This window comes from Polynucleobacter sp. MWH-CaK5 (genome assembly GCF_018687615.1).
Taxonomy (GTDB): Bacteria; Pseudomonadota; Gammaproteobacteria; order Burkholderiales; family Burkholderiaceae; genus Polynucleobacter.
The window spans coordinates 1,465,626-1,484,031 of record NZ_CP061299.1; the positions used below are offsets into that span (position 1 = coordinate 1,465,626).

The 18,406-nt window shown below is 44.4% G+C and carries 19 protein-coding genes and 1 pseudogene; 9 read left to right on the forward strand and 11 right to left on the reverse strand.

Annotation, left to right across the window (positions count from 1 at the left end; translation table 11 throughout):
- Positions 1-258: 258 nt before the first annotated feature.
- Positions 259-375, forward strand: a pseudogene (locus GQ367_RS07325) (NAD(P)(+) transhydrogenase (Re/Si-specific) subunit beta); the annotation flags it as partial.
- A 113-nt stretch (positions 376-488) separates the two neighbouring features.
- Positions 489-662 (forward strand): hypothetical protein, encoded by a 174-nt coding sequence (locus tag GQ367_RS07330; protein ID WP_215290324.1) that lies wholly within the window; start codon positions 489-491, stop codon positions 660-662.
- A 66-nt stretch (positions 663-728) separates the two neighbouring features.
- Here the strand turns inward: GQ367_RS07330 and groL are convergent, their stop codons facing one another.
- Together groL and groES are read right to left on the reverse strand one after the other, a co-directional pair.
- Positions 729-2,378, reverse strand: a complete 1,650-nt coding sequence (gene groL, locus GQ367_RS07335; RefSeq protein WP_215290325.1) for a chaperonin GroEL — start codon at positions 2,376-2,378, stop codon at positions 729-731.
- A 29-nt stretch (positions 2,379-2,407) separates the two neighbouring features.
- A complete protein-coding gene (gene groES / locus GQ367_RS07340; RefSeq protein ID WP_089514718.1) occupies positions 2,408-2,698 on the reverse strand; it encodes a co-chaperone GroES in 291 nt (96 codons plus the stop codon).
- Positions 2,699-2,979: 281 nt separating this feature from the next.
- Here groES and GQ367_RS07345 point away from each other — a divergent pair, with 281 nt between their 5' ends.
- From GQ367_RS07345 to dacB, 4 genes are read left to right on the forward strand one after another with little or no spacing between them, the layout of a single operon-like run.
- Positions 2,980-3,828, forward strand: coding sequence for a hypothetical protein (locus GQ367_RS07345; protein WP_215290326.1), 849 nt, complete (start codon positions 2,980-2,982; stop codon positions 3,826-3,828).
- Positions 3,829-3,833: 5 nt separating this feature from the next.
- Positions 3,834-4,457 (forward strand): response regulator transcription factor, encoded by a 624-nt coding sequence (locus tag GQ367_RS07350; RefSeq protein WP_215290327.1) that lies wholly within the window; start codon positions 3,834-3,836, stop codon positions 4,455-4,457.
- On the forward strand, positions 4,450-6,033 hold the full coding sequence (locus tag GQ367_RS07355; protein ID WP_215290328.1) for an ATP-binding protein: 1,584 nt from the start codon (positions 4,450-4,452) through the stop codon (positions 6,031-6,033). Before GQ367_RS07350 ends, GQ367_RS07355 begins: the two co-directional genes overlap by 8 nt.
- A 41-nt stretch (positions 6,034-6,074) precedes the next feature.
- Positions 6,075-7,637 carry a D-alanyl-D-alanine carboxypeptidase/D-alanyl-D-alanine-endopeptidase gene (gene dacB / locus GQ367_RS07360; RefSeq protein ID WP_215290329.1) on the forward strand — a complete coding sequence of 521 codons (1,563 nt, stop codon included), beginning with the start codon at positions 6,075-6,077 and terminating at the stop codon, positions 7,635-7,637.
- Here dacB and GQ367_RS07365 read toward each other — a convergent pair.
- The 9 genes from GQ367_RS07365 to GQ367_RS07405 form a co-directional block, all read right to left on the reverse strand.
- Complete coding sequence (locus tag GQ367_RS07365; protein WP_215290330.1) at positions 7,617-8,678, reverse strand: L-threonylcarbamoyladenylate synthase; 1,062 nt, start codon at positions 8,676-8,678, stop codon at positions 7,617-7,619. The two genes, dacB and GQ367_RS07365, sit on opposite strands and share 21 nt — an antisense overlap.
- Before the next feature lie 2 nt (positions 8,679-8,680).
- Positions 8,681-9,859 (reverse strand): 5-(carboxyamino)imidazole ribonucleotide synthase, encoded by a 1,179-nt coding sequence (locus GQ367_RS07370; protein WP_215290331.1) that lies wholly within the window; start codon positions 9,857-9,859, stop codon positions 8,681-8,683.
- 3 nt (positions 9,860-9,862) lie between these two features.
- Complete coding sequence (gene purE, locus GQ367_RS07375) at positions 9,863-10,360, reverse strand: 5-(carboxyamino)imidazole ribonucleotide mutase (protein WP_215290332.1); 498 nt, start codon at positions 10,358-10,360, stop codon at positions 9,863-9,865.
- A 29-nt stretch (positions 10,361-10,389) separates the two neighbouring features.
- A complete protein-coding gene (locus GQ367_RS07380) occupies positions 10,390-11,283 on the reverse strand; it encodes a phosphoribosylaminoimidazolesuccinocarboxamide synthase (RefSeq protein ID WP_215290333.1) in 894 nt (297 codons plus the stop codon).
- Between the two features lie 7 nt (positions 11,284-11,290).
- Entirely contained in the window at positions 11,291-12,355 is a 1,065-nt protein-coding gene (gene fba / locus GQ367_RS07385) for a class II fructose-bisphosphate aldolase (protein WP_215290334.1), read from the reverse strand.
- 22 nt (positions 12,356-12,377) lie between these two features.
- Positions 12,378-13,811: a pyruvate kinase gene (pyk, locus tag GQ367_RS07390; protein WP_215291923.1), complete on the reverse strand. Its 1,434-nt coding sequence runs from the start codon at positions 13,809-13,811 to the stop codon at positions 12,378-12,380.
- On the reverse strand, positions 13,808-15,022 hold the full coding sequence (locus GQ367_RS07395; RefSeq protein ID WP_215290335.1) for a phosphoglycerate kinase: 1,215 nt from the start codon (positions 15,020-15,022) through the stop codon (positions 13,808-13,810). Before GQ367_RS07395 ends, pyk begins: the two co-directional genes overlap by 4 nt.
- A gap of 66 nt (positions 15,023-15,088) precedes the next feature.
- A complete protein-coding gene (locus GQ367_RS07400) occupies positions 15,089-15,415 on the reverse strand; it encodes an AzlD domain-containing protein (RefSeq protein ID WP_215290336.1) in 327 nt (108 codons plus the stop codon).
- Positions 15,412-16,074: an AzlC family ABC transporter permease gene (locus tag GQ367_RS07405; protein ID WP_215290337.1), complete on the reverse strand. Its 663-nt coding sequence runs from the start codon at positions 16,072-16,074 to the stop codon at positions 15,412-15,414. The genes GQ367_RS07400 and GQ367_RS07405 overlap by 4 nt, the downstream gene beginning before the upstream one ends.
- A 179-nt stretch (positions 16,075-16,253) precedes the next feature.
- Between GQ367_RS07405 and GQ367_RS07410 the strand changes: the two genes are divergently transcribed.
- Genes GQ367_RS07410 through waaF form a run of 3 tightly spaced genes read left to right on the forward strand, consistent with a single transcriptional unit; the run spans position 16,254 to position 18,399 of the window.
- A complete protein-coding gene (locus GQ367_RS07410) occupies positions 16,254-17,174 on the forward strand; it encodes a branched-chain amino acid transaminase (RefSeq protein WP_215290338.1) in 921 nt (306 codons plus the stop codon).
- 15 nt (positions 17,175-17,189) lie between these two features.
- Positions 17,190-17,381, forward strand: a complete 192-nt coding sequence (locus tag GQ367_RS07415) for a zinc-finger domain-containing protein (RefSeq protein ID WP_215290339.1) — start codon at positions 17,190-17,192, stop codon at positions 17,379-17,381.
- Between the two features lies 1 nt (position 17,382).
- Complete coding sequence (gene waaF, locus GQ367_RS07420; protein ID WP_215290340.1) at positions 17,383-18,399, forward strand: lipopolysaccharide heptosyltransferase II; 1,017 nt, start codon at positions 17,383-17,385, stop codon at positions 18,397-18,399.
- Positions 18,400-18,406: the final 7 nt, after the last annotated feature.

The following is an 18,406-nucleotide window of genomic DNA, read 5'->3' on the forward strand; positions in this document are numbered from 1 at the left end:
GCCCAATAGCTAACTAGGAGTTTAGCTCAACTTTAGATACATCAGTTTAGTAATTACTTTTTTATGAAGATTCGGTGTTGCCACTATATTTTGATTTGAAAAATCCACCACCCCCCCCATTGAATCTTGTCCTTCCGCTGTCCTTCTTGTCCTTCTTGTTTTGTCTCAAAAGAGGCTATAGAATAAAATTTCTATTAACCAAGGGTTAGCGACAAGTTAATAAATTTACAGGTGCTTATAAGTCTTAGAGCCTTGATTTCAATGGCTTCAGGTTATGCTGGTTTAGATAACGAGTTGTTCTACATGGACAAAACAATGATGGTCTTCGGTGATGCGAAGAAAGTTATTGAAGACATGGTCAAAGCTGTTGAGTAATCCTCAATCGCTTCGCAAAGAACCGCCTTCGGGCGGTTTTTTGTTGCCCACATCAATCATCTACACCAAACCTGAATTTGATTACCCCGCATTGATTACCGTATAGTTCATCCATGAATATCAAAAAACGTTTATCTCTTGCTCAAATCAAACGCCAAGCATTATTGATGGCAGGTGTTCCACCAAAGGCATATGGCCAGAAAAAAGCCACCCAAGTGGTTAAAAGTCAGAAGAAGGCTTTAGCTACAAGAGGTCACAAACACCGTCACAGTGAGTCTCTTAATTGAACTGAACTGAATTGCAGACAATAAAAAAGGCGCCGAAGCGCCTTTTTTATTTGAGTATGGACTCAATTACATCATGCCGCCCATACCACCCATGCCACCCATACCGCCGCCCATATCAGGCATTGCTGGAGCGTCATCCTTTGGTGAATCAACTACTGCGCAGTCTGTTGTCAACAACAAACCAGCAACAGATGCTGCGTTCACTAAAGCTGTCTTAGTTACCTTAGCTGGATCGATAACACCCATCTCAACCATGTCACCATACTCACCAGATGCTGCGTTGTAACCATAGTTGCCTTTACCAGCAGCTACGTTATTCACAACAACACTTGCCTCGTCACCAGCGTTTGAAACGATGATACGAAGTGGCTCTTCCATGGCGCGCAACACAATGCTGATACCAGCATTTTGGTCTGCGTTATCGCCCTTCAAAGTCATGATGGCTTGTTTAGCACGTACCAAGGCAACGCCGCCGCCAGGAACAATACCTTCTTCAACAGCAGCACGTGTAGCGTGCAATGCGTCGTCAACACGAGCCTTCTTCTCTTTCATTTCCACTTCTGTGGCTGCGCCAACACGTAGAACTGCAACACCGCCTGCCAACTTAGCAACACGCTCTTGTAGCTTTTCACGATCGTAGTCGCTTGTAGCTTCTTCGATTTGTGCACGAATTTGCTTAACGCGAGTTTCAATGTTCTTAGCTTCGCCTGCGCCATCAATGATGGTTGTGTTTTCTTTACCGATTTCAACACGCTTAGCTTGACCCAAGTCTTGTAGTGTTACTTTCTCTAGTGTCAAACCAACTTCTTCAGCAATCACTTGACCACCAGTCAAAATAGCGATGTCTTCAAGCATTGCTTTACGACGGTCACCGAAACCTGGAGCTTTAACAGCACAAGTCTTCAAGATGCCACGAATGTTGTTAACTACCAATGTTGCCAATGCTTCGCCTTCGATATCTTCAGCGATGATCAACAATGGACGACCAGCTTTAGCTACTTGCTCCAATACTGGCAACAAGTCACGAATGTTGCTGATCTTCTTGTCAAACAACAAGATGAATGGGTTTTCTAGAATAGCAACTTGCTTTTCTGGGTTGCTGATGAAATATGGTGAAAGGTAACCGCGGTCAAACTGCATACCTTCTACAACATCTAATTCATCTGCCAATGATTTGCCATCTTCAACAGTGATAACACCTTCTTTACCCACTTTTTCCATGGCTTCAGCGATGCGCTCACCAATGCTGTAATCGCTGTTTGCTGAAATAGAACCAACTTGAGCGATTTCTTTTGTTGTTGTGCATGGCTTGCTGATTTTTGTGATTTCTGCGATTGCTGCAGTCACTGCCTTATCAATACCGCGCTTCAAATCCATTGGGTTGTGACCAGCAACTACATACTTCATGCCTTCACGAACAATTGACTGAGCCAATACTGTTGCAGTTGTTGTACCGTCACCAGCGTTGTCAGCTGTCTTCGATGCAACTTCCTTAACCATCTGTGCGCCCATGTTTTGTAGCTTGTCCTTAAGCTCAATCTCTTTAGCAACTGACACACCGTCTTTAGTCACTAATGGGCCACCAAATGAACGCTCTAGAACCACGTTACGACCTTTAGGTCCTAAAGTTACTTTAACTGCGTTAGCCAAAATGTTAACGCCTTCGACCATGCGCGTACGCGCGCTGTCACTGAAAAATACATCTTTTGCTGCCATTTGAATTCCTTTCGATGTCTCTTATTTAATTACTTCTGAACCACTGCCATGATGTCTTCTTCGCGCATAACTAGAAGCTCATCGCCATCAACTTTTACTGTCTGACCAGCATACTTGCCAAACAAAACACGGTCGCCCACTTTCACATCAAGTGGAATAACCTTGCCTGACTCATCTTTTTTACCTGTGCCAACAGCAAGGATTTCACCTTGATCTGGCTTTTCAGCTGCAGTTTCAGGAATCACTAAACCTGAAGCTGTTTTTGTTTCGTTATCTAAACGCTTGATGATCACGCGATCATGTAAAGGGCGTAAATTCATTTTGACTCCTTTAAAAAGTTAGTAAGTGTTTACTTAACAGTTAGTAAAAATAATTAATTATAATTTCCAGAAGCAGTGTTATTAACCTAAAACAGGTTGTTAGCACTCTAACTGGTTGAGTGCTAATTATAGGGATGGTACCCCAGCTTTTCAAGGGTCATCACCATATTTTCCGTTCAAAGAACGGATCCCCTGGGCATTCACAAACAAGCTTTTCTCTAGAGCACTTTAAATATTGGCGATAAAAAATCACCAAGCTATTGATTTTATTGGATTTAATTATGAAACCTAAGTCTCGGCTCTATTCGTTGGTTAAAAATTGGACTAAAAAGCCAGGCTTGGCTGTTAAAGAGCTTCATCAGGGACAACTGTATGAGGTGATGCTGCAACCAGAAAGCCAACAACTAGAAGCATGGGCCAAATCTCAAGATCTATCGTTTGAGCTGGCTCTGAGCACCAAAGACCTCGTCACTGAATTTGTCATGCTGACATCCTTAGAGCACGCCACCAAAGAGACGGTAATCGCTCTGATCAAGGAAGGTATTCGTGCGGCCGATTATTGGCACAGCTTCACCAAACCTCACGCCATCATGCTTGCGATGAAAGTAGATTGGTTGCTTGATACAAATTTGATGAACGACTTCCAAGAACTGTTGCTGAAGTGTCACTTACCGGTTGGATTAATTTATGTCGGCATCAGTGATTTAGCTCAAACAAAACAAACAAATCAATTAGAAGAGGCCTTGCTTCAATTACAACGCCTGGGCATTTTGTTTCATTTACTCAACTTCACGGGACAAGAAGAAGAGTGCCAATTAATGCTCAATCATCGCTTCACGCATATTCATATAGCAGGTGATTTGATCAGACAGGCCATTCCAGGCAGTCAATGCGAAAAGAAATTGATGGCCCTGAAAGCGCTCATTGAAGCCAATGACTCGGTCTCTGTCACAGGACCTATCAAACTCATGCACGAAAAATCGGTGGCTGAAAAACATGCCATTGATTGTTACTACGGAAAACACATCATGCCCGCAATGACACTTCACCAAGTACTAAAAATGGGTCGAAGCGCCAAACAACAATTAGCCATAAGACAACTGATCAAGAAACAGTCACACAAGGAGTGAGTTAGATGAGAAAAAAAGTCCTATTGGTTGACGACCACCCAGCGATGCTCTGGGCACTTAAAAATATGCTGGCACAACAAGTTCACTTTGAAATCATTGGTGAGGCCACCGATGGTGATGGCTGCCTTGAATTCGCCAGAGAAAACGAAACAGACTTGATCATTCTTGATGTAGACATGCCAAAAATTGATGGCTTTGACGTGATCCGTCGTTTGAAAATCATTTCTCCGGACAGCAGAATCTTAGTGGTGTCTTCTCTCGAGGCCAAGGTATATGGCAGTCGGGTCAGAAGTCTTGGTGGCCACGGCTTTATTAACAAGACAGCCAGCTCAGACATCATCCTGGCCGCATGCCTAGCGGTCTCTCAGGGCTATACCTTTTTCCACGTGAATAATTCATCAAAGATATTCAGCAGTGATGAAGAAATCATTTCATCATTCTCACCAAGAGAATTCCAAGTCCTCAAATACTTGGCAGATGGCCACCCCAACAGCGCAATTTCTGAATTTCTCCACATCAGCACTAAAACAGTATCCACGTACAAGAACCGTGTTTATAAAAAAATTGGCGTGAGCAATATTGCAGAACTAATTTCATTTTGCAGAACCAATCGAATCGTTGATGCCTGACAAATATCAATTTACTCTCTTTGCATTACTAGGCACCTGCTTATTCAGTATTTATTTGCTGATTAGAAATAAGCATTGGGCCAATCTTGCGCAAAAGAATCAACGCCATTTAAACGCATTTCAAGAAACAAAGAATCAGGCTATTTCAACCATCAGCCATGAAATCAGAACACCGATCAGTGCCATCCTGGGCATCCAAGAAAAGCTGCTGCGCAACAACCATTTAGACATTTCAGAAAAAACCATCTTAGAAAGTGCCCATGCTTCAGCCGAATCGATGCTCGAGGTATTAAATCAGTTATTGGATTTATCAAAAATTGATGCCGGGAAGATGGAACTAAGAGTAGAAGCCTGCAATCTAGGAAATCTGATCAAAAATATCAGTAGAACATTCAGCGCACTTGCTCACAAAAATAACACCACTGTCAGCTGCCACGTTTGCCCTGAAATGGCAGAGAGCTTGATGGCTGACGGCACAAGATTGGGACAGATACTCCATAACTTGATCAGCAATGCGATCAAGTTCAGCGCTGACAGAAAAGTACACATAACAACGCGCACGATCGCCAACGATCACTATGCTCAAAGCATCTATTTTGAGGTTTCAGATAATGGCAAAGGAATTCCGCAAGCTCATATCTCAAGAATTTTCAAACCTTATGAACAATATGAGCATTTTGATACCGAGCCAACACAATCGAGCACTGGCCTTGGATTGACGATTGCCAAACAACTCATTGCGATGATGGGTGGCAGACTAGACATTGACTCTGAAGAGGGCTTTGGCACATCAGTGAGCTTCACACTCTCGTTCAAAAGATCTATCAAACAACCTAAATACACAAAAATCAGCATTCCCGAGGAAAGGGTCGCACCTCTGATCACCCATCATGAAAGCGTGATGATTGTTGATGATCATGCGCCAAGCAGGCTCATCACAGAAGCTCAATTCAAAGAAATGGGCTATTGCGTTCACTCAAGCTCCTGCGGCCAAGAAGCTTTGAAGACAATTCTTGAGTCTTCTTTTGATATTTTGGTCACAGACTTGACCATGCCCATCATCAATGGCGATCAATTGGCCATTGAAGCTCACCAGCACTATAGCTCCAAGATCAAGATTTTTGGTCTAACGGCTCACACCGATGGAGCCCACAGATTATTGAACCCTAACAATGTGTTTGATTTTGTTTTAATCAAGCCAGCATCCATGCGGGATTGGCAACAAGAGTTAGCGCTTGAAAAAACATATTTGATGACTTTCAAGGATTCTGCCGACTCACAACAGTCCATGATGAAAATCATTGCCAGTGAAATTCTGATCTACCAAGAAAAATCCCTGGATCTTTTACTGCAGTGTCTTGGCCAGCAGCAATGGGTAGTAAGCGAAGTTGAATTAAAAAGCATGGCGCATAAATTGCTGGGTGGCGCCAAGCTCAGCAATGACGCAAGACTGGTCAAACTTTGCGAGCAATTCCAGGCAAAAATACCTCAGCCTCACCGCCCTCTTTTTTATGACCTGTGCATTGCCCTGACTCGCTCGAACAAGCTATTAAAAAAGATTGCCTCAGTGCCTTAAGCATATGTACATAAATGCTTATTAGGCTATATGATTCAGGCATGCCATTTAAGAGACATTTATTGATATTGACGAGCTTTGTTTTAATCACACAAAGCCATGTTTCATTTGCAAAAGATTTTTTACCTGCGCCAGTCGAATCAGCGATTAAAAAAAGTGGCATCCCCAAAGAAGCTATTTCCATTTCGGTCGATAAAATCACCAGCCAACAAGACCATGCTACCTTTAATTCTCACGATGTGATTCATTGGCAAGAGACTTTGGGCATGAATCCAGCATCCACGATGAAGCTTGTCACAAGCTTGGCTGCCATGGAAATGTTAGGTCCACAGTACCGATGGAAAACTGATTTGTTTACCAATGGTCAGATCTCAAAAGGAACCCTTCGCGGTGACTTGCTCATCAGAGGAAGTGGCGATCCAAAGTTAATTCCTGAAGAAATCAATAAACTTTTAGCCAACCTAAAAGCAAGTGGCGTTAAAAATATTCATGGGGATTTGATTTTTGATAGAAGTGCGTATGACAAATCAGTCAAAGAATCTTCATTTTCGGATGGTGAACCACTACGTGCCTATAACGTTGCACCAGATGCTTTGTTATTTGCGTTCAATAGTTTCAGCTTTCAGTTTTTTCCAAATCTAGAAAATCGTTTGGTTGTCATCAAGCAAACACCCCGCATGGCAAATTTATCAATTGATAATAATTTGACAGTCGTGGATGGCCCTTGTACAAATTGGCGAGATAACATCACGATGACTCTGAAAACAGAAAAGAGTTCGGCTTGGGTTGCCAGCTTCAGCGGCGACTACCCCAGCGCTTGCTCTACTGCTAATTGGAATATTGTTGCCTCTGACAGCGATCATTTTTTATCGCAAAGCTTGATTGCTGCATGGGAAGACCTAGGTGGTACTTGGGGCAAAAAACCCACTATTAAAAGCGGCCAACTGTCTGAATCTTTTCGGCCAATCGTCACGCACTTTGGCATCCCCTTGTATGAATCAGTCAAAGATATCAACAAGCTTTCAAATAATGTGATGGCCAAGCAAGTTTTATTGACTCTTGCCATAGAACAGAATGGTGCCCCAGGCAATACCAACAACGGCAATATGGTGGTTAAGTCGTGGCTCAAGAAATACCAATTAGACATGCCTGAGCTTGTCATTGAGAACGGCTCCGGTTTATCTAGAATCGAGAGAATCAGTTCCAAACATCTTAATCAAGTACTGCTGCTTGGTTTGAATTCTTCTACAAGAGATTACTTCACAGAATCACTACCAATCGCAGGCGTGGATGGAACCATGAAACATCGCCTGATGGATAAGCTTCGCAAATACATCCCCAAAAAAGGAGAGGCACAAGCTTTTGAAAAGAATCTCTCCCAATTTCCAAAGCCCATCAAAAAATATGGCGCTTATATTAAAACTGGCTCTTTGGCTGATGTAAGAAGTATTTCAGGCTATGTCGTGAGTAAAAGCGGTCAGGTCTATGCGATTTCATCATTCATCAATCATCAGAACGCTCGCTCTGGGCGAGGGATTCATGATGCATTAATGACTTGGCTTCTTGATGATGGCCCGCAGCAATTACACGCCAGAGCCCACTGAGGCGCGACCTAAGCGGTCTCTGATAGCATCCCACTCAAGACCATCGGGTAACTGTTCAAAGAAGATGCAATCGACTTTCAGCGCATCCAACTGTCTTAGCAAAGCATAGAGCTCCCTGGCCACAGCTTTTGATTCAAGAGGCAAGAGCACTTCCTTTGCCACATTCTTTAAACCAAGCTCATTAGCAAGCAAATCTTTTGAGAAATGCACCCAAGCAATATTCTTTAAATCAGAGTTATTCACCTTAGCCAATATAGCCAATACTGACTGAGTGTCTTTGGCATCATATAAAACCAATTTCGTCTTCGGTGCGTAGTGCGCGCTCAAACTTCCAGACACCCTTGGTGCAGATCCAGTCTTTGCTGTGACACCATCAGTCACTTCATTTTTACCAAGCACTTGATCAATCATTGTTTGAGTGATCGCCCCTGGTCTCAAAATAATAGCGCCATGAGTATCAAGGCGAGTCAAATCAACAATGGTTGATTCGATACCGACATCACAGGGACCGCCATCAAGCACCAATACTTCATCACCTGGAAACTCTTCGCGAACATGCTCTGCGGTGGTTGGAGAAATTCTGCCAAAACGATTGGCAGAGGGTGCGGCCAAGCCGCCACCAAACTCTTTTAATAAATGTTGTGCCACAGGATGCTTGGGACAACGAACACCAACGGTTTCTTGTCCGCCTGTGACTTCCAATAAAACATTTTTGGCTTTTGGCAGAATCATGGTCAAAGGACCTGGCCAGAACGCATGGGCCAAGATCAATGCTTCTGGAGAAACATCACGTGACCATTGGCTGAGGATTTCGCGCCAAGCATTGGACGCGACCTCTTGATCATTACTCAAACTTAGATGAGGCTGTGCAATATGCACAATCAAAGGGTGACCTGAAGGACGACCCTTACTCGAAAATATTTTATTGATGGCTGAAACATTATTGGCATCCGCTGCCAACCCATAAACTGTTTCAGTGGGCATCGCTACTAAACCACCAGCCCTCAGAACGTCTACCGCTCTTTTGATTGAATCAGGCATGATCAGCGTGCAATTTTTAGAACTCGTATGGCCTCTTCGCAAACCAACTCAACAGCAGCTGAGGTTTTGCCTACAAAATTAATGTGCCCCATTTTGCGGCCCACGCGAGGCTCAGCCTTACCGTAAAGATGTAGCTTTGCAGAAGGAGTATTCAGAATCTTTTCCCATGAAGGCTCTTCTTGCTTTCCAGAGACCAACCACTCATCACCCAAAATATTGAGCATGATGCTTGGGCCAATCAATTCAGTGCTACCCAGTGGCAAACGAGCCATGGCTCTGACCTGTTGTTCAAACTGACTCGTTAAACAGGCGTTTTGCGTGTAATGCCCAGAGTTATGAGGGCGCGGAGCGATTTCATTCGCAACCACTTCGCCACTTTTAAGAACAAAGAACTCAACACATAAAACACCGACGTAATCTAAACGACGAATAATTTCTTTAGCAGCGTCGACAATTTTTGTTTCTTGCGCTGGATTGATAGACGGTGCCGGCACTGTTGTTGTGTGCAAAATGCCATTCTTATGAATATTTTGTGCAATGGGATAAGCAACAACTTCATCATCATGACCGCGCACCACCAATGCTGATACTTCAAATGCCAAGTCCATGCGTTTTTCTAAAACACACACCACTTCGCCAAAACCATTCCAAGCTTTCACCAGTTCATCACGATCATGAACTGTCACTTGACCTTTACCGTCATAGCCCATGCGAGCAGTTTTTAAAATACCAGGGAAGAGATCCGCAGAAACTGTTTCAGTATCGCTTTGCTTTTCAATGACTTGATAAGGTGCAGGGCCAATGCCCGCTTCTTTTTGCCAAGTCGCCAAAAATTTCTTTTCAGCAACCCGATCTTGCGCAATAGAAACGCCCGTGCTTCTTGGAGCAACAAATACGCCTAAAGATTCAAGCTCATCAAGAGCCTTAGCAGGAACGTTCTCAAATTCCGTGCTGGCTGCCTTGCAGATAGCTGCCATTTCTTTTAGTGCTGCACTGTCGGTGTAGCTTGCTTGAATATGTTTATCTGCAACCACTCCAGCAGGGCTGTGTGCATCAGGATCTAAAACACACACTTTGTAGCCCATCGCTTGTGCAGCATGAGTGAACATGCGACCCAATTGACCACCACCAAGAATTCCTAAGTAAGAACCCGGCAAAATGGGGTTTTGACGATCAGCCATAAATCAAGAATGTCCTGGTAAGTTCATGGCTCTTGCTTTTTCAGTTTGAGCAGCTCGGAATACCTCTAACTTTTTAGCCAAGGCAGAATCGTTGACTGCAAGATTAGCAATCACATGCAAAGCAGCATTGGCTGCACCTGCATCACCAATCGCAAAGGTTGCTACAGGAATACCTTTAGGCATTTGCACAATTGATAAAAGTGAATCTTCGCCACTCAAATGCTTTGAAGCAACTGGCACTCCAAAAACTGGAACAATTGTTTTAGCAGCCAACATACCTGGTAAATGTGCAGCACCACCAGCGCCAGCGATGATTGCCTTGATGCCGCGCTTTGCAGCTGTTTCGGCATAAGCAAACATATCATCAGGCATGCGATGCGCAGAAACCACTTTGGCTTCAAATGCAACGCCAAAATCAGTGAGCGTTTGAGCTGCGTTCTGCATGGTGTCCCAATCAGAATTTGAACCCATCAAGATTCCAACAATTGGTGTTTGACTCATCTTTTTTCCTTTTTGCTTTTAGCTAGCAATTAAGCAGTCAGTGTTTCTAAAGCTTCACGGTATTTAGCAGCGGTTTTTTCAATCACATCTTCAGGCAACTTTGGTGCAGGCGCAGACTTGTTCCATGGCTGACCATTGATTCTTGCAGACTCCAACCAGTCACGCACAAACTGCTTATCAAATGATGGTGGGTTAGATCCCACTTGGTATGAAGCCGCTGGCCAAAAACGAGACGAGTCAGCCGTTAAAACTTCATCCATCAACACCAATGAATTATTTTCATCCAAGCCAAATTCAAATTTCGTATCAGCAATGATGATGCCTTTGCTAGCCGCATAGACTGAAGCTTCTTTGTACAAGCGAATGCTGACTTCTTTGATTTTCGCTGCCAACTCTTGGCCAATGCGTTTCTCAACCTCAGCATAAGAAATGTTTTCATCATGCTCACCAACATCCGCTTTTGCTGCTGGCGTAAAAATTGGCTCAGGCAACTGTTGTGCATTTTTCAGACCCGCAGGCAACTGGATGCCACAGATTGAACCGGTTTCTTGATAGTCTTTCCAGCCACTGCCAGATAAATAACCACGCACCACCGCTTCAACCATGATCGGTTTCAAACGCTTTGTGACGATGGCTCTACCTTTGACCTGATTCACTTCATCGGCTGCCACAACTGAACATGGGTCGATGCCTGTCAAATGATTTGGAATCACATGGCTTAATTTACCAAACCAAAAATTAGCCATCTCATTAAGCACAATGCCTTTACCTGGAATAGGCTCACCCATGACAACATCAAATGCTGACAAGCGATCAGTGGTGACCATTAACAGTTGATCATCACCAATGGCATAAATATCTCTTACCTTGCCCTTTGAGATTAATGGCAATGACTTGATTGAAGATTCGTAAAGAGCTTGCATGAATGCCTTATTTAACTAATTGAGCCAATTGACCGCTTTTGTAACGCTCAGCCATTTGTTCCAAAGGAATTGATTTGATCTTGCCAGCCTGGCCTTCACAACCAAATGCTAAAAAGCGTGCCTTACAAATTTCTTTGGCAGCTTCACGTGCTGGTTTCAAATAATCTCGTGGGTCAAACTTGCTTGGGTTCTCAAATAAATATTTGCGAATTGCAGCAGTCATGGCCAAACGGATATCTGTATCAATATTGATTTTTCTAACACCGTGCTTGATACCTTGCTGAATCTCTTCAACAGGCACACCGTAGGTCTCCTTCATGTCGCCACCAAACTCACGAATGATCGCGAGCAACTCTTGAGGCACACTGGATGAACCGTGCATCACAAGATGAGTATTTGGAATGCGCTGATTGATTTCTTTGATGCGGTCAATCGCCAAAATGTCACCTGTAGGTTTTTTGGTGAATTTATAAGCTCCGTGGCTTGTGCCAATCGCAATCGCCAAGGCATCACATTGTGTTTGCTTCACAAAATCAGCCGCTTGCTCAACATCGGTCAATAACTGCTCACGAGTCATCGCACCTTCAGCACCGTGACCATCTTCTTTATCACCCATCATGGTTTCCAAAGAACCCAAAACTCCTAACTCAGCTTCAACCGTCACACCGATCGAATGGGCAAACTTCACCACCTCTTGTGACACAGCGACGTTGTATTCATAGGAAGCAACTGACTTACCATCAGCCATCAAAGAACCATCCATCATCACAGATGTGAAACCTGAACGAATCGCTGCCATACAAACGGCTGGGCTTTGACCATGGTCTTGGTGCATCACCACCGGAATATGTGGGTACGCCTCAACTGCAGCATCAATCAAGTGGCGTAAAAATGCTTCGCCAGCATATTTACGTGCACCGGCAGAAGCTTGCATGATGACTGGCGAATTAACTTCATCGGCAGCGGCCATGATGGCTTGCACCTGTTCAAGGTTATTCACATTGAATGCTGGTAATCCATACGTATTCTCAGCAGCGTGGTCCAATAATTGGCGCAAAGATACAAGAGCCATTGCTATTTCCTTAAATTAAAATTTATTTAACATTCACAATCTTGAGCGTGTTGGTTCCACCAACTTGACCCATTGGCTCACCCACCGTCAATACAATGGTGTCACCAGAAGTCACAACGCCTATTTTTTTAATTCTTGCTTCTGCCTGCCCTAAAGCAGTGTCCCTGTCATTGCTGGTATCTAAATGCAAGGGATGCACGTTTCTATAAAGTGCCATTGATCGCTGACTAGCAATTTTTGTTGTCAGTGCAAAGATAGGCACTTGAATCTTATGGCGACTCATCCACAAAGCAGTTGAACCAGAGTCCGTCAATGCAGCAATCGCTTTAACACCTAAGTGATAGGCAGTGAATAAGGCACCAAAAGCAATTGATTGATCGATGCGCGTGAACTTTTGATCAAAGAAGTCAGCATCTAAATGATGCACTTCAGTTTTTTCAGCTTCAAGGCAAATGGCTGCCATTTGGAGTACCGTTTCAACTGGATATTGACCTGATGCAGTCTCGGCAGAAAGCATCACAGCATCCGTGCCATCAAGAACAGCATTGGCCACATCACTCACTTCAGCTCTGGTTGGCACTGGATTAACAATCATTGACTCCATCATTTGGGTCGCAGTGATCACGACCTTGTTTGCTTCGCGAGCCAAACGAATCATTCGTTTTTGCAGTGCCGGAACAGTCGCATTACCAACCTCCACCGCCAAGTCGCCACGCGCCACCATGATGCCGTCACTGACCTCAAGAATTTCTTCTAATACGCCAGGCATCACTGCTTCAGCACGCTCAATCTTTGCAATGAGTTTTGTTTTGTGATCAAACTCTTTGCTGGCAGCATCCGCTAAGCCACGAGCAATTTTCATGTCTTCAGCATTTTTTGGAAAACTGATTGCAATGTAATCGGCGCCCAAACCTACGGCTGTTTTTAAATCTTCTTTGTCTTTGTCTGTCAATGCAGGTGCAGTCAAACCACCACCAGCACGATTGATACCCTTGTTGTTTGAAAGCTCACCACCCAACTCGACAATGGTGTGGATGCATGATCCCTCGACACCTTCCACTCGAATCACCAACAGACCATCGTTGAGCAATAACTTATCGCCCACCTTCACATCATTCGGCAAGTTTTTATAATCAAGGCCTACTTTTGTTTGATCACCTAAAGTGCAATTAGCATCGAGTGTGAACTTTTCGCCAGCCTTCAAAATAATTTTGTTATTTTCGAATTTGCCGACGCGGATTTTCGGGCCTTGTAAATCTGCCATGATGGCAACTTCACGACCAGCCGCTTTAGAAACTTCTCTAACAAGCTGAGCTCTTGCTTGGTGGTCTGCTGCAGTACCGTGAGAGAAATTTAAACGGACAACATCAACGCCCGCTTCCATTAATTTTTTTAAAACTTCTGCACTGCTTGATGCTGGACCCAAGGTCGCAACAATTTTTGTTGCACGCATTATTTATCCGCTCTTTCTGACAAGATAGCAAAGGCTGGCAAAGTTTTACCTTCCAAGAATTCCAAGAAAGCGCCACCACCAGTAGAAATGTAATCAACTTGCTTCTCAATACCGTACTTGGCAATCGCTGCCAAAGTATCACCACCACCAGCAATTGAGAATGCTGGAGAGTGAGCAATCGCAGCGGCCAACATCTTCGTGCCACCGCCAAATTGATCAATTTCAAAAACACCGATCGGGCCGTTCCAAACAATGGTTCCTGCATGAGCGATGATGCTTGTCAGTTCAGCTGAAGTTTTTGGACCCACATCCAAAATCATGTCATCAGGCTGAACATCGCTTGATGCCACTCTGTTGGCACGCGCCAATGGTGACAACTCATTCGCAACCACCACATCCACAGGAATCGGCACACTCGCACCACGCTTGGCCATCAAATCGATGATTGCTTTTGCTTCGTTCACCAAATCAGGTTCAGCCAAAGATCTGCCAATCGGCAAACCCGCTGCCAACATGAAAGTGTTAGCAATGCCGCCACCCACGATCAATTGATCAACCTTCTCTGCCAACGATTTAAGAATCGTTAATTTTGTTGAAACTTTTGATCCAGCAACAATCGCCACCAATGGGCGCTTTGGATCAGTCAATGCTTTACCCAAAGCATCCAGCTCAGCAGCCATCAAAGGACCTGCGCATGCAACAGGTGCAAATTTAGCCATGCCATGAGTGGTAGCTTCAGCGCGGTGCGCTGTACCAAATGCATCATTGACGTAAACATCACACAAGCTGGCCATTTTTTGAGCCAACTCATCATTGTTTTTCTTCTCACCTTTGTTGAGACGGCAATTTTCTAAAAGTACCAAGTCACCTGGTTCAATTTCAAAACCACCTTCAACCCAGTGACTGATCAATGGAACTTTGCGCTCCATGAGTTCTGCAATTCTGTCGGCAACCGGTGCCAAAGTATCTTCAGGCTTGAACTCGCCTTCAGTTGGGCGACCTAAGTGAGACGTCACCATCACAGCTGCACCTGCATCTAAAGCCAATTTGATGGCAGGAATCGATGCCCTGATGCGAGTGTCTTCGGTGATATTGCCAGCCTCATCTTGTGGAACGTTCAAATCGGCTCTGATGAAGACCCTTTTACCTTTTAGCTGACCATTGGCGGCCAAGGTTGAAAGGCGATTGAATTGAAGTTTTGATGTGCCTGGCATAGCGTATTTTCGACAAAAGACAAGAAAGTAAGATTTTACCTTTTTACAGCTCAATTGGACGGTTTTTTAAGACCCAATCAAGCCCACCAAGGCAAAAGCCAACATTCCCAAAATAATCGTGAAAAACATACTTCTTGTGACTAAAAATGCCACAAAAGAGGCCACACCTCCCCAAAACTGGGGAGTAGTCACTTCAGATGGAGTAAAACTCTGGGTAACAAAGATTTCAGGGGCAATGATGGCCACCAAAGCCGCCGCTGGAGCGTATCTGAGGGCATTTTGAACTGTTTCTGATAGCTCCATTCGTTCACCAATGAGCAAAAAGAAGCTTCGAGTGATCAAAGTCACCACCATCAAGCCGATGATCACAATCCAACTATCGAATGGGCTCATGACACCCTCTTCCTTTGTCTGATAAGACGATCAGACGCAATACCAACCGCGATGGCTGCTAAAACAGCCAAAACAATGCTCAACTTATAAGGCAGATCGTTGGCAGCCAATGCCACCACCAAGGCTGTGATGGCTGCCAAGCGCATGGACAAACCATCCAACATCGGTAACAAAATAGCGATCAATGCCAATGTTCCCGCAAAGCCCAGACCCCAAGCATCTGGGACTACTCCAGCAAGAAATATCCCCACCAAAGACCCTGTTTGCCATATCGTCCAGTTGGTCAAAGACATGCCTAAGAAAAATGGTAATTGGGATGGCTCGGCTCGATATTGTGGATAACGAGACATCAAAAGTGCAAAGGTCAGATCCCCGTTCAGATAGCCCAAGATAGAACGCTTCCAAAGCGTTCTATCTTTAAAAAGCGGCTGCAGACCGGCGCTGAAAATAACAAATCTCAAATTGACCACGGCAGCCGTTAAAAAAATGGTCCAAAAAGGAAAATCCCCGGCCATCAAGGGTAAAGCTGCCAATTGCGCAGAACCAGCGTAAACCAATAGTGACATTCCAATGGCTTGCCATGTGGTCAAACTTGATTCAGCCATGGCCATACCAGTCACCAGCGCCCAAGTGAAGATCGCAAAACCAGCTTTTGACATGGTTTTACTGCCTTCAAGCAGGTGTTTTTTATTGTTTGAGAGCCAGGTCACTATGAATTGAGTCGTCTATGAGGATCTTTGATTATAGGGAGCACAGATGTCTTCGTCATAGCCATCTCCCGGTGGCTGTTTTACAATGGCGCTTCAACCCATTTTTCTCAGAATTTAGGAAACAAACCATGTCAATGGCAAATCGTGATGGCTTTATTTGGATGGACGGCAAGATGGTCCCTTGGAGAGATGCAAACATCCACGTGTTAACTCACACACTTCATTACGGCATGGGTGTTTTTGAAGGCATCAGAGCCTACAAGACCGATGCTGGTCCTGCGATCTTCCGTTTGAAAGAGCACACACGTCGCTTATTCAATTCAGCAAAAATCTTCCAGATGAAGATGAACTACACCGAAGAGCAAATGGCCCAAGCAATTGTTGATGTTGTTAAAGAAAATAAATTGGCGTCTTGCTACATTCGTCCAATCGTTTGGATTGGCTCTGAAAAACTAGGCATTTCTGCAAGAAGCAATTCAATTCACGCGGCAGTTGCTGCTTGGGAATGGGGTGCTTATTTAGGTGAAGATGGTTTGAACAAAGGTATTCGCGTCAAAGTATCTTCATTCACCAGACATCATGTGAACGTTTCTTTGGTGAGAGCCAAAGCTTCTGGTTACTACATCAACTCAATCCTTGCCAATCAAGAAGTGACTGCTCAAGGTTACGACGAAGCCCTTCTTTTAGACACTGATGGCTATGTATCAGAAGGTTCTGGCGAGAACGTTTTCATCGTTAGAGATGGCGTTATCTACACACCTGATTTGGCTTCATGTTTGGACGGCATCACCCGTGATGCTATTTTTACAATTGCTAAAGATCTTGGTATTGAAATTAAAGAAAAGCGCATCACCCGTGACGAGATGTATTGCTGTGATGAAGCCTTCTTCACTGGCACAGCTGCTGAAGTAACGCCGATTCGTGAACTTGATGATCGCATCATCGGTGATGGCAAACGCGGTCCGATCACCACAAAAATTCAGCAAATATTCTTTGATGCAGTAGCTGGTAAGAGCGACAAATATCGTCACTGGCTAACAGTGGTTTAAAAAACCGAGGTCATCATGAGTCAGCAAAGCGTTATCAAGGTCGATGGCAATAAAGATTTACCCCTTCATTGCCCCAACAATAACTCTCCTGCCTGGAGCATGCACCCTCGCGTCTTTCTAGATGTGCTGACAACGGGACACGCCAAGTGCCCCTACTGTGGCACTGAGTACCAATTAATACCTGGTACTAAGCCACACGGTCACTAAGATGGTGAAGATACTCATCATTGCACCCAACTGGATTGGTGATGCAGTGATGACTGAACCTCTGATATCTCAGCTCAAAAAAAATAATCCCGATAGTCAGATCGATGTTTTAGCGACCCCATGGGTGGCTAGCATCATGAAAGCAATACCAGCGGTTGATCAAATCATCACCGCCGATTTTCAGCATGGCGCATTGCAATGGAGTGAGCGCAAAGCTCTGGCCAAACAATTGGCTCAAAGCGCTTACACCCACGCCTATGTTTTACCCAACAGTTTTAAATCAGCGCTGATTCCTTGGCTTGCCAAGATTTCTCGCAGAATTGGCTACCAAGGTGAAATGCGTTGGGGCTTGATCAATGAGGCGTTTAAAAATCCATCTCGCTCACATCGCCCACCGATGTCGAGTCATTACTTTGCACTATCAGGTCAGGCATCCTCCGAAGTGCCACAACCGCACCTATCATTGCCACAAGCAATGATTGACCAGAGCCAGCAAACGCTTCAAAAGATTCAGGCGCATCAAGAGCTCTATGTGCTCTGTCCTGGCGCTGAATATGGCCCAGCAAAACAATGGCCCATAGAACATTTTGGCAACTTAGCCAAACAACTCATTGAAACAAAGCAAAACTCTTTGGTATTAATTCTTGGAAGCAAAAAAGAGTTTGCGATTGGCAGTGATATTGCAAACATCAGCACTCATCCAGACAGAGTCATCAATTGGTGTGGTCAAACCAGCCTTGAAGATGCCATGGCTGCTATCAGCAATGCCACAGCTGTGATCAGTAATGACTCCGGCTTGATGCACATTGCTGCTGCATTTAGACGCCCTCAAGTGGCCATATTTGGCTCTAGCGATCCAAGGCACACGCCGCCACTCTCCAAGCTAGCCTCAATTCATTGGCTACACCTAGAGTGCAGCCCATGCTTTAAGAGAACTTGCCCACTCGGTCACTTGAAATGTTTAGTGGACATAGAAGTAAAAGACGTCCTAAACTCTGTCAATCAACTTAATCATTAAAAATACC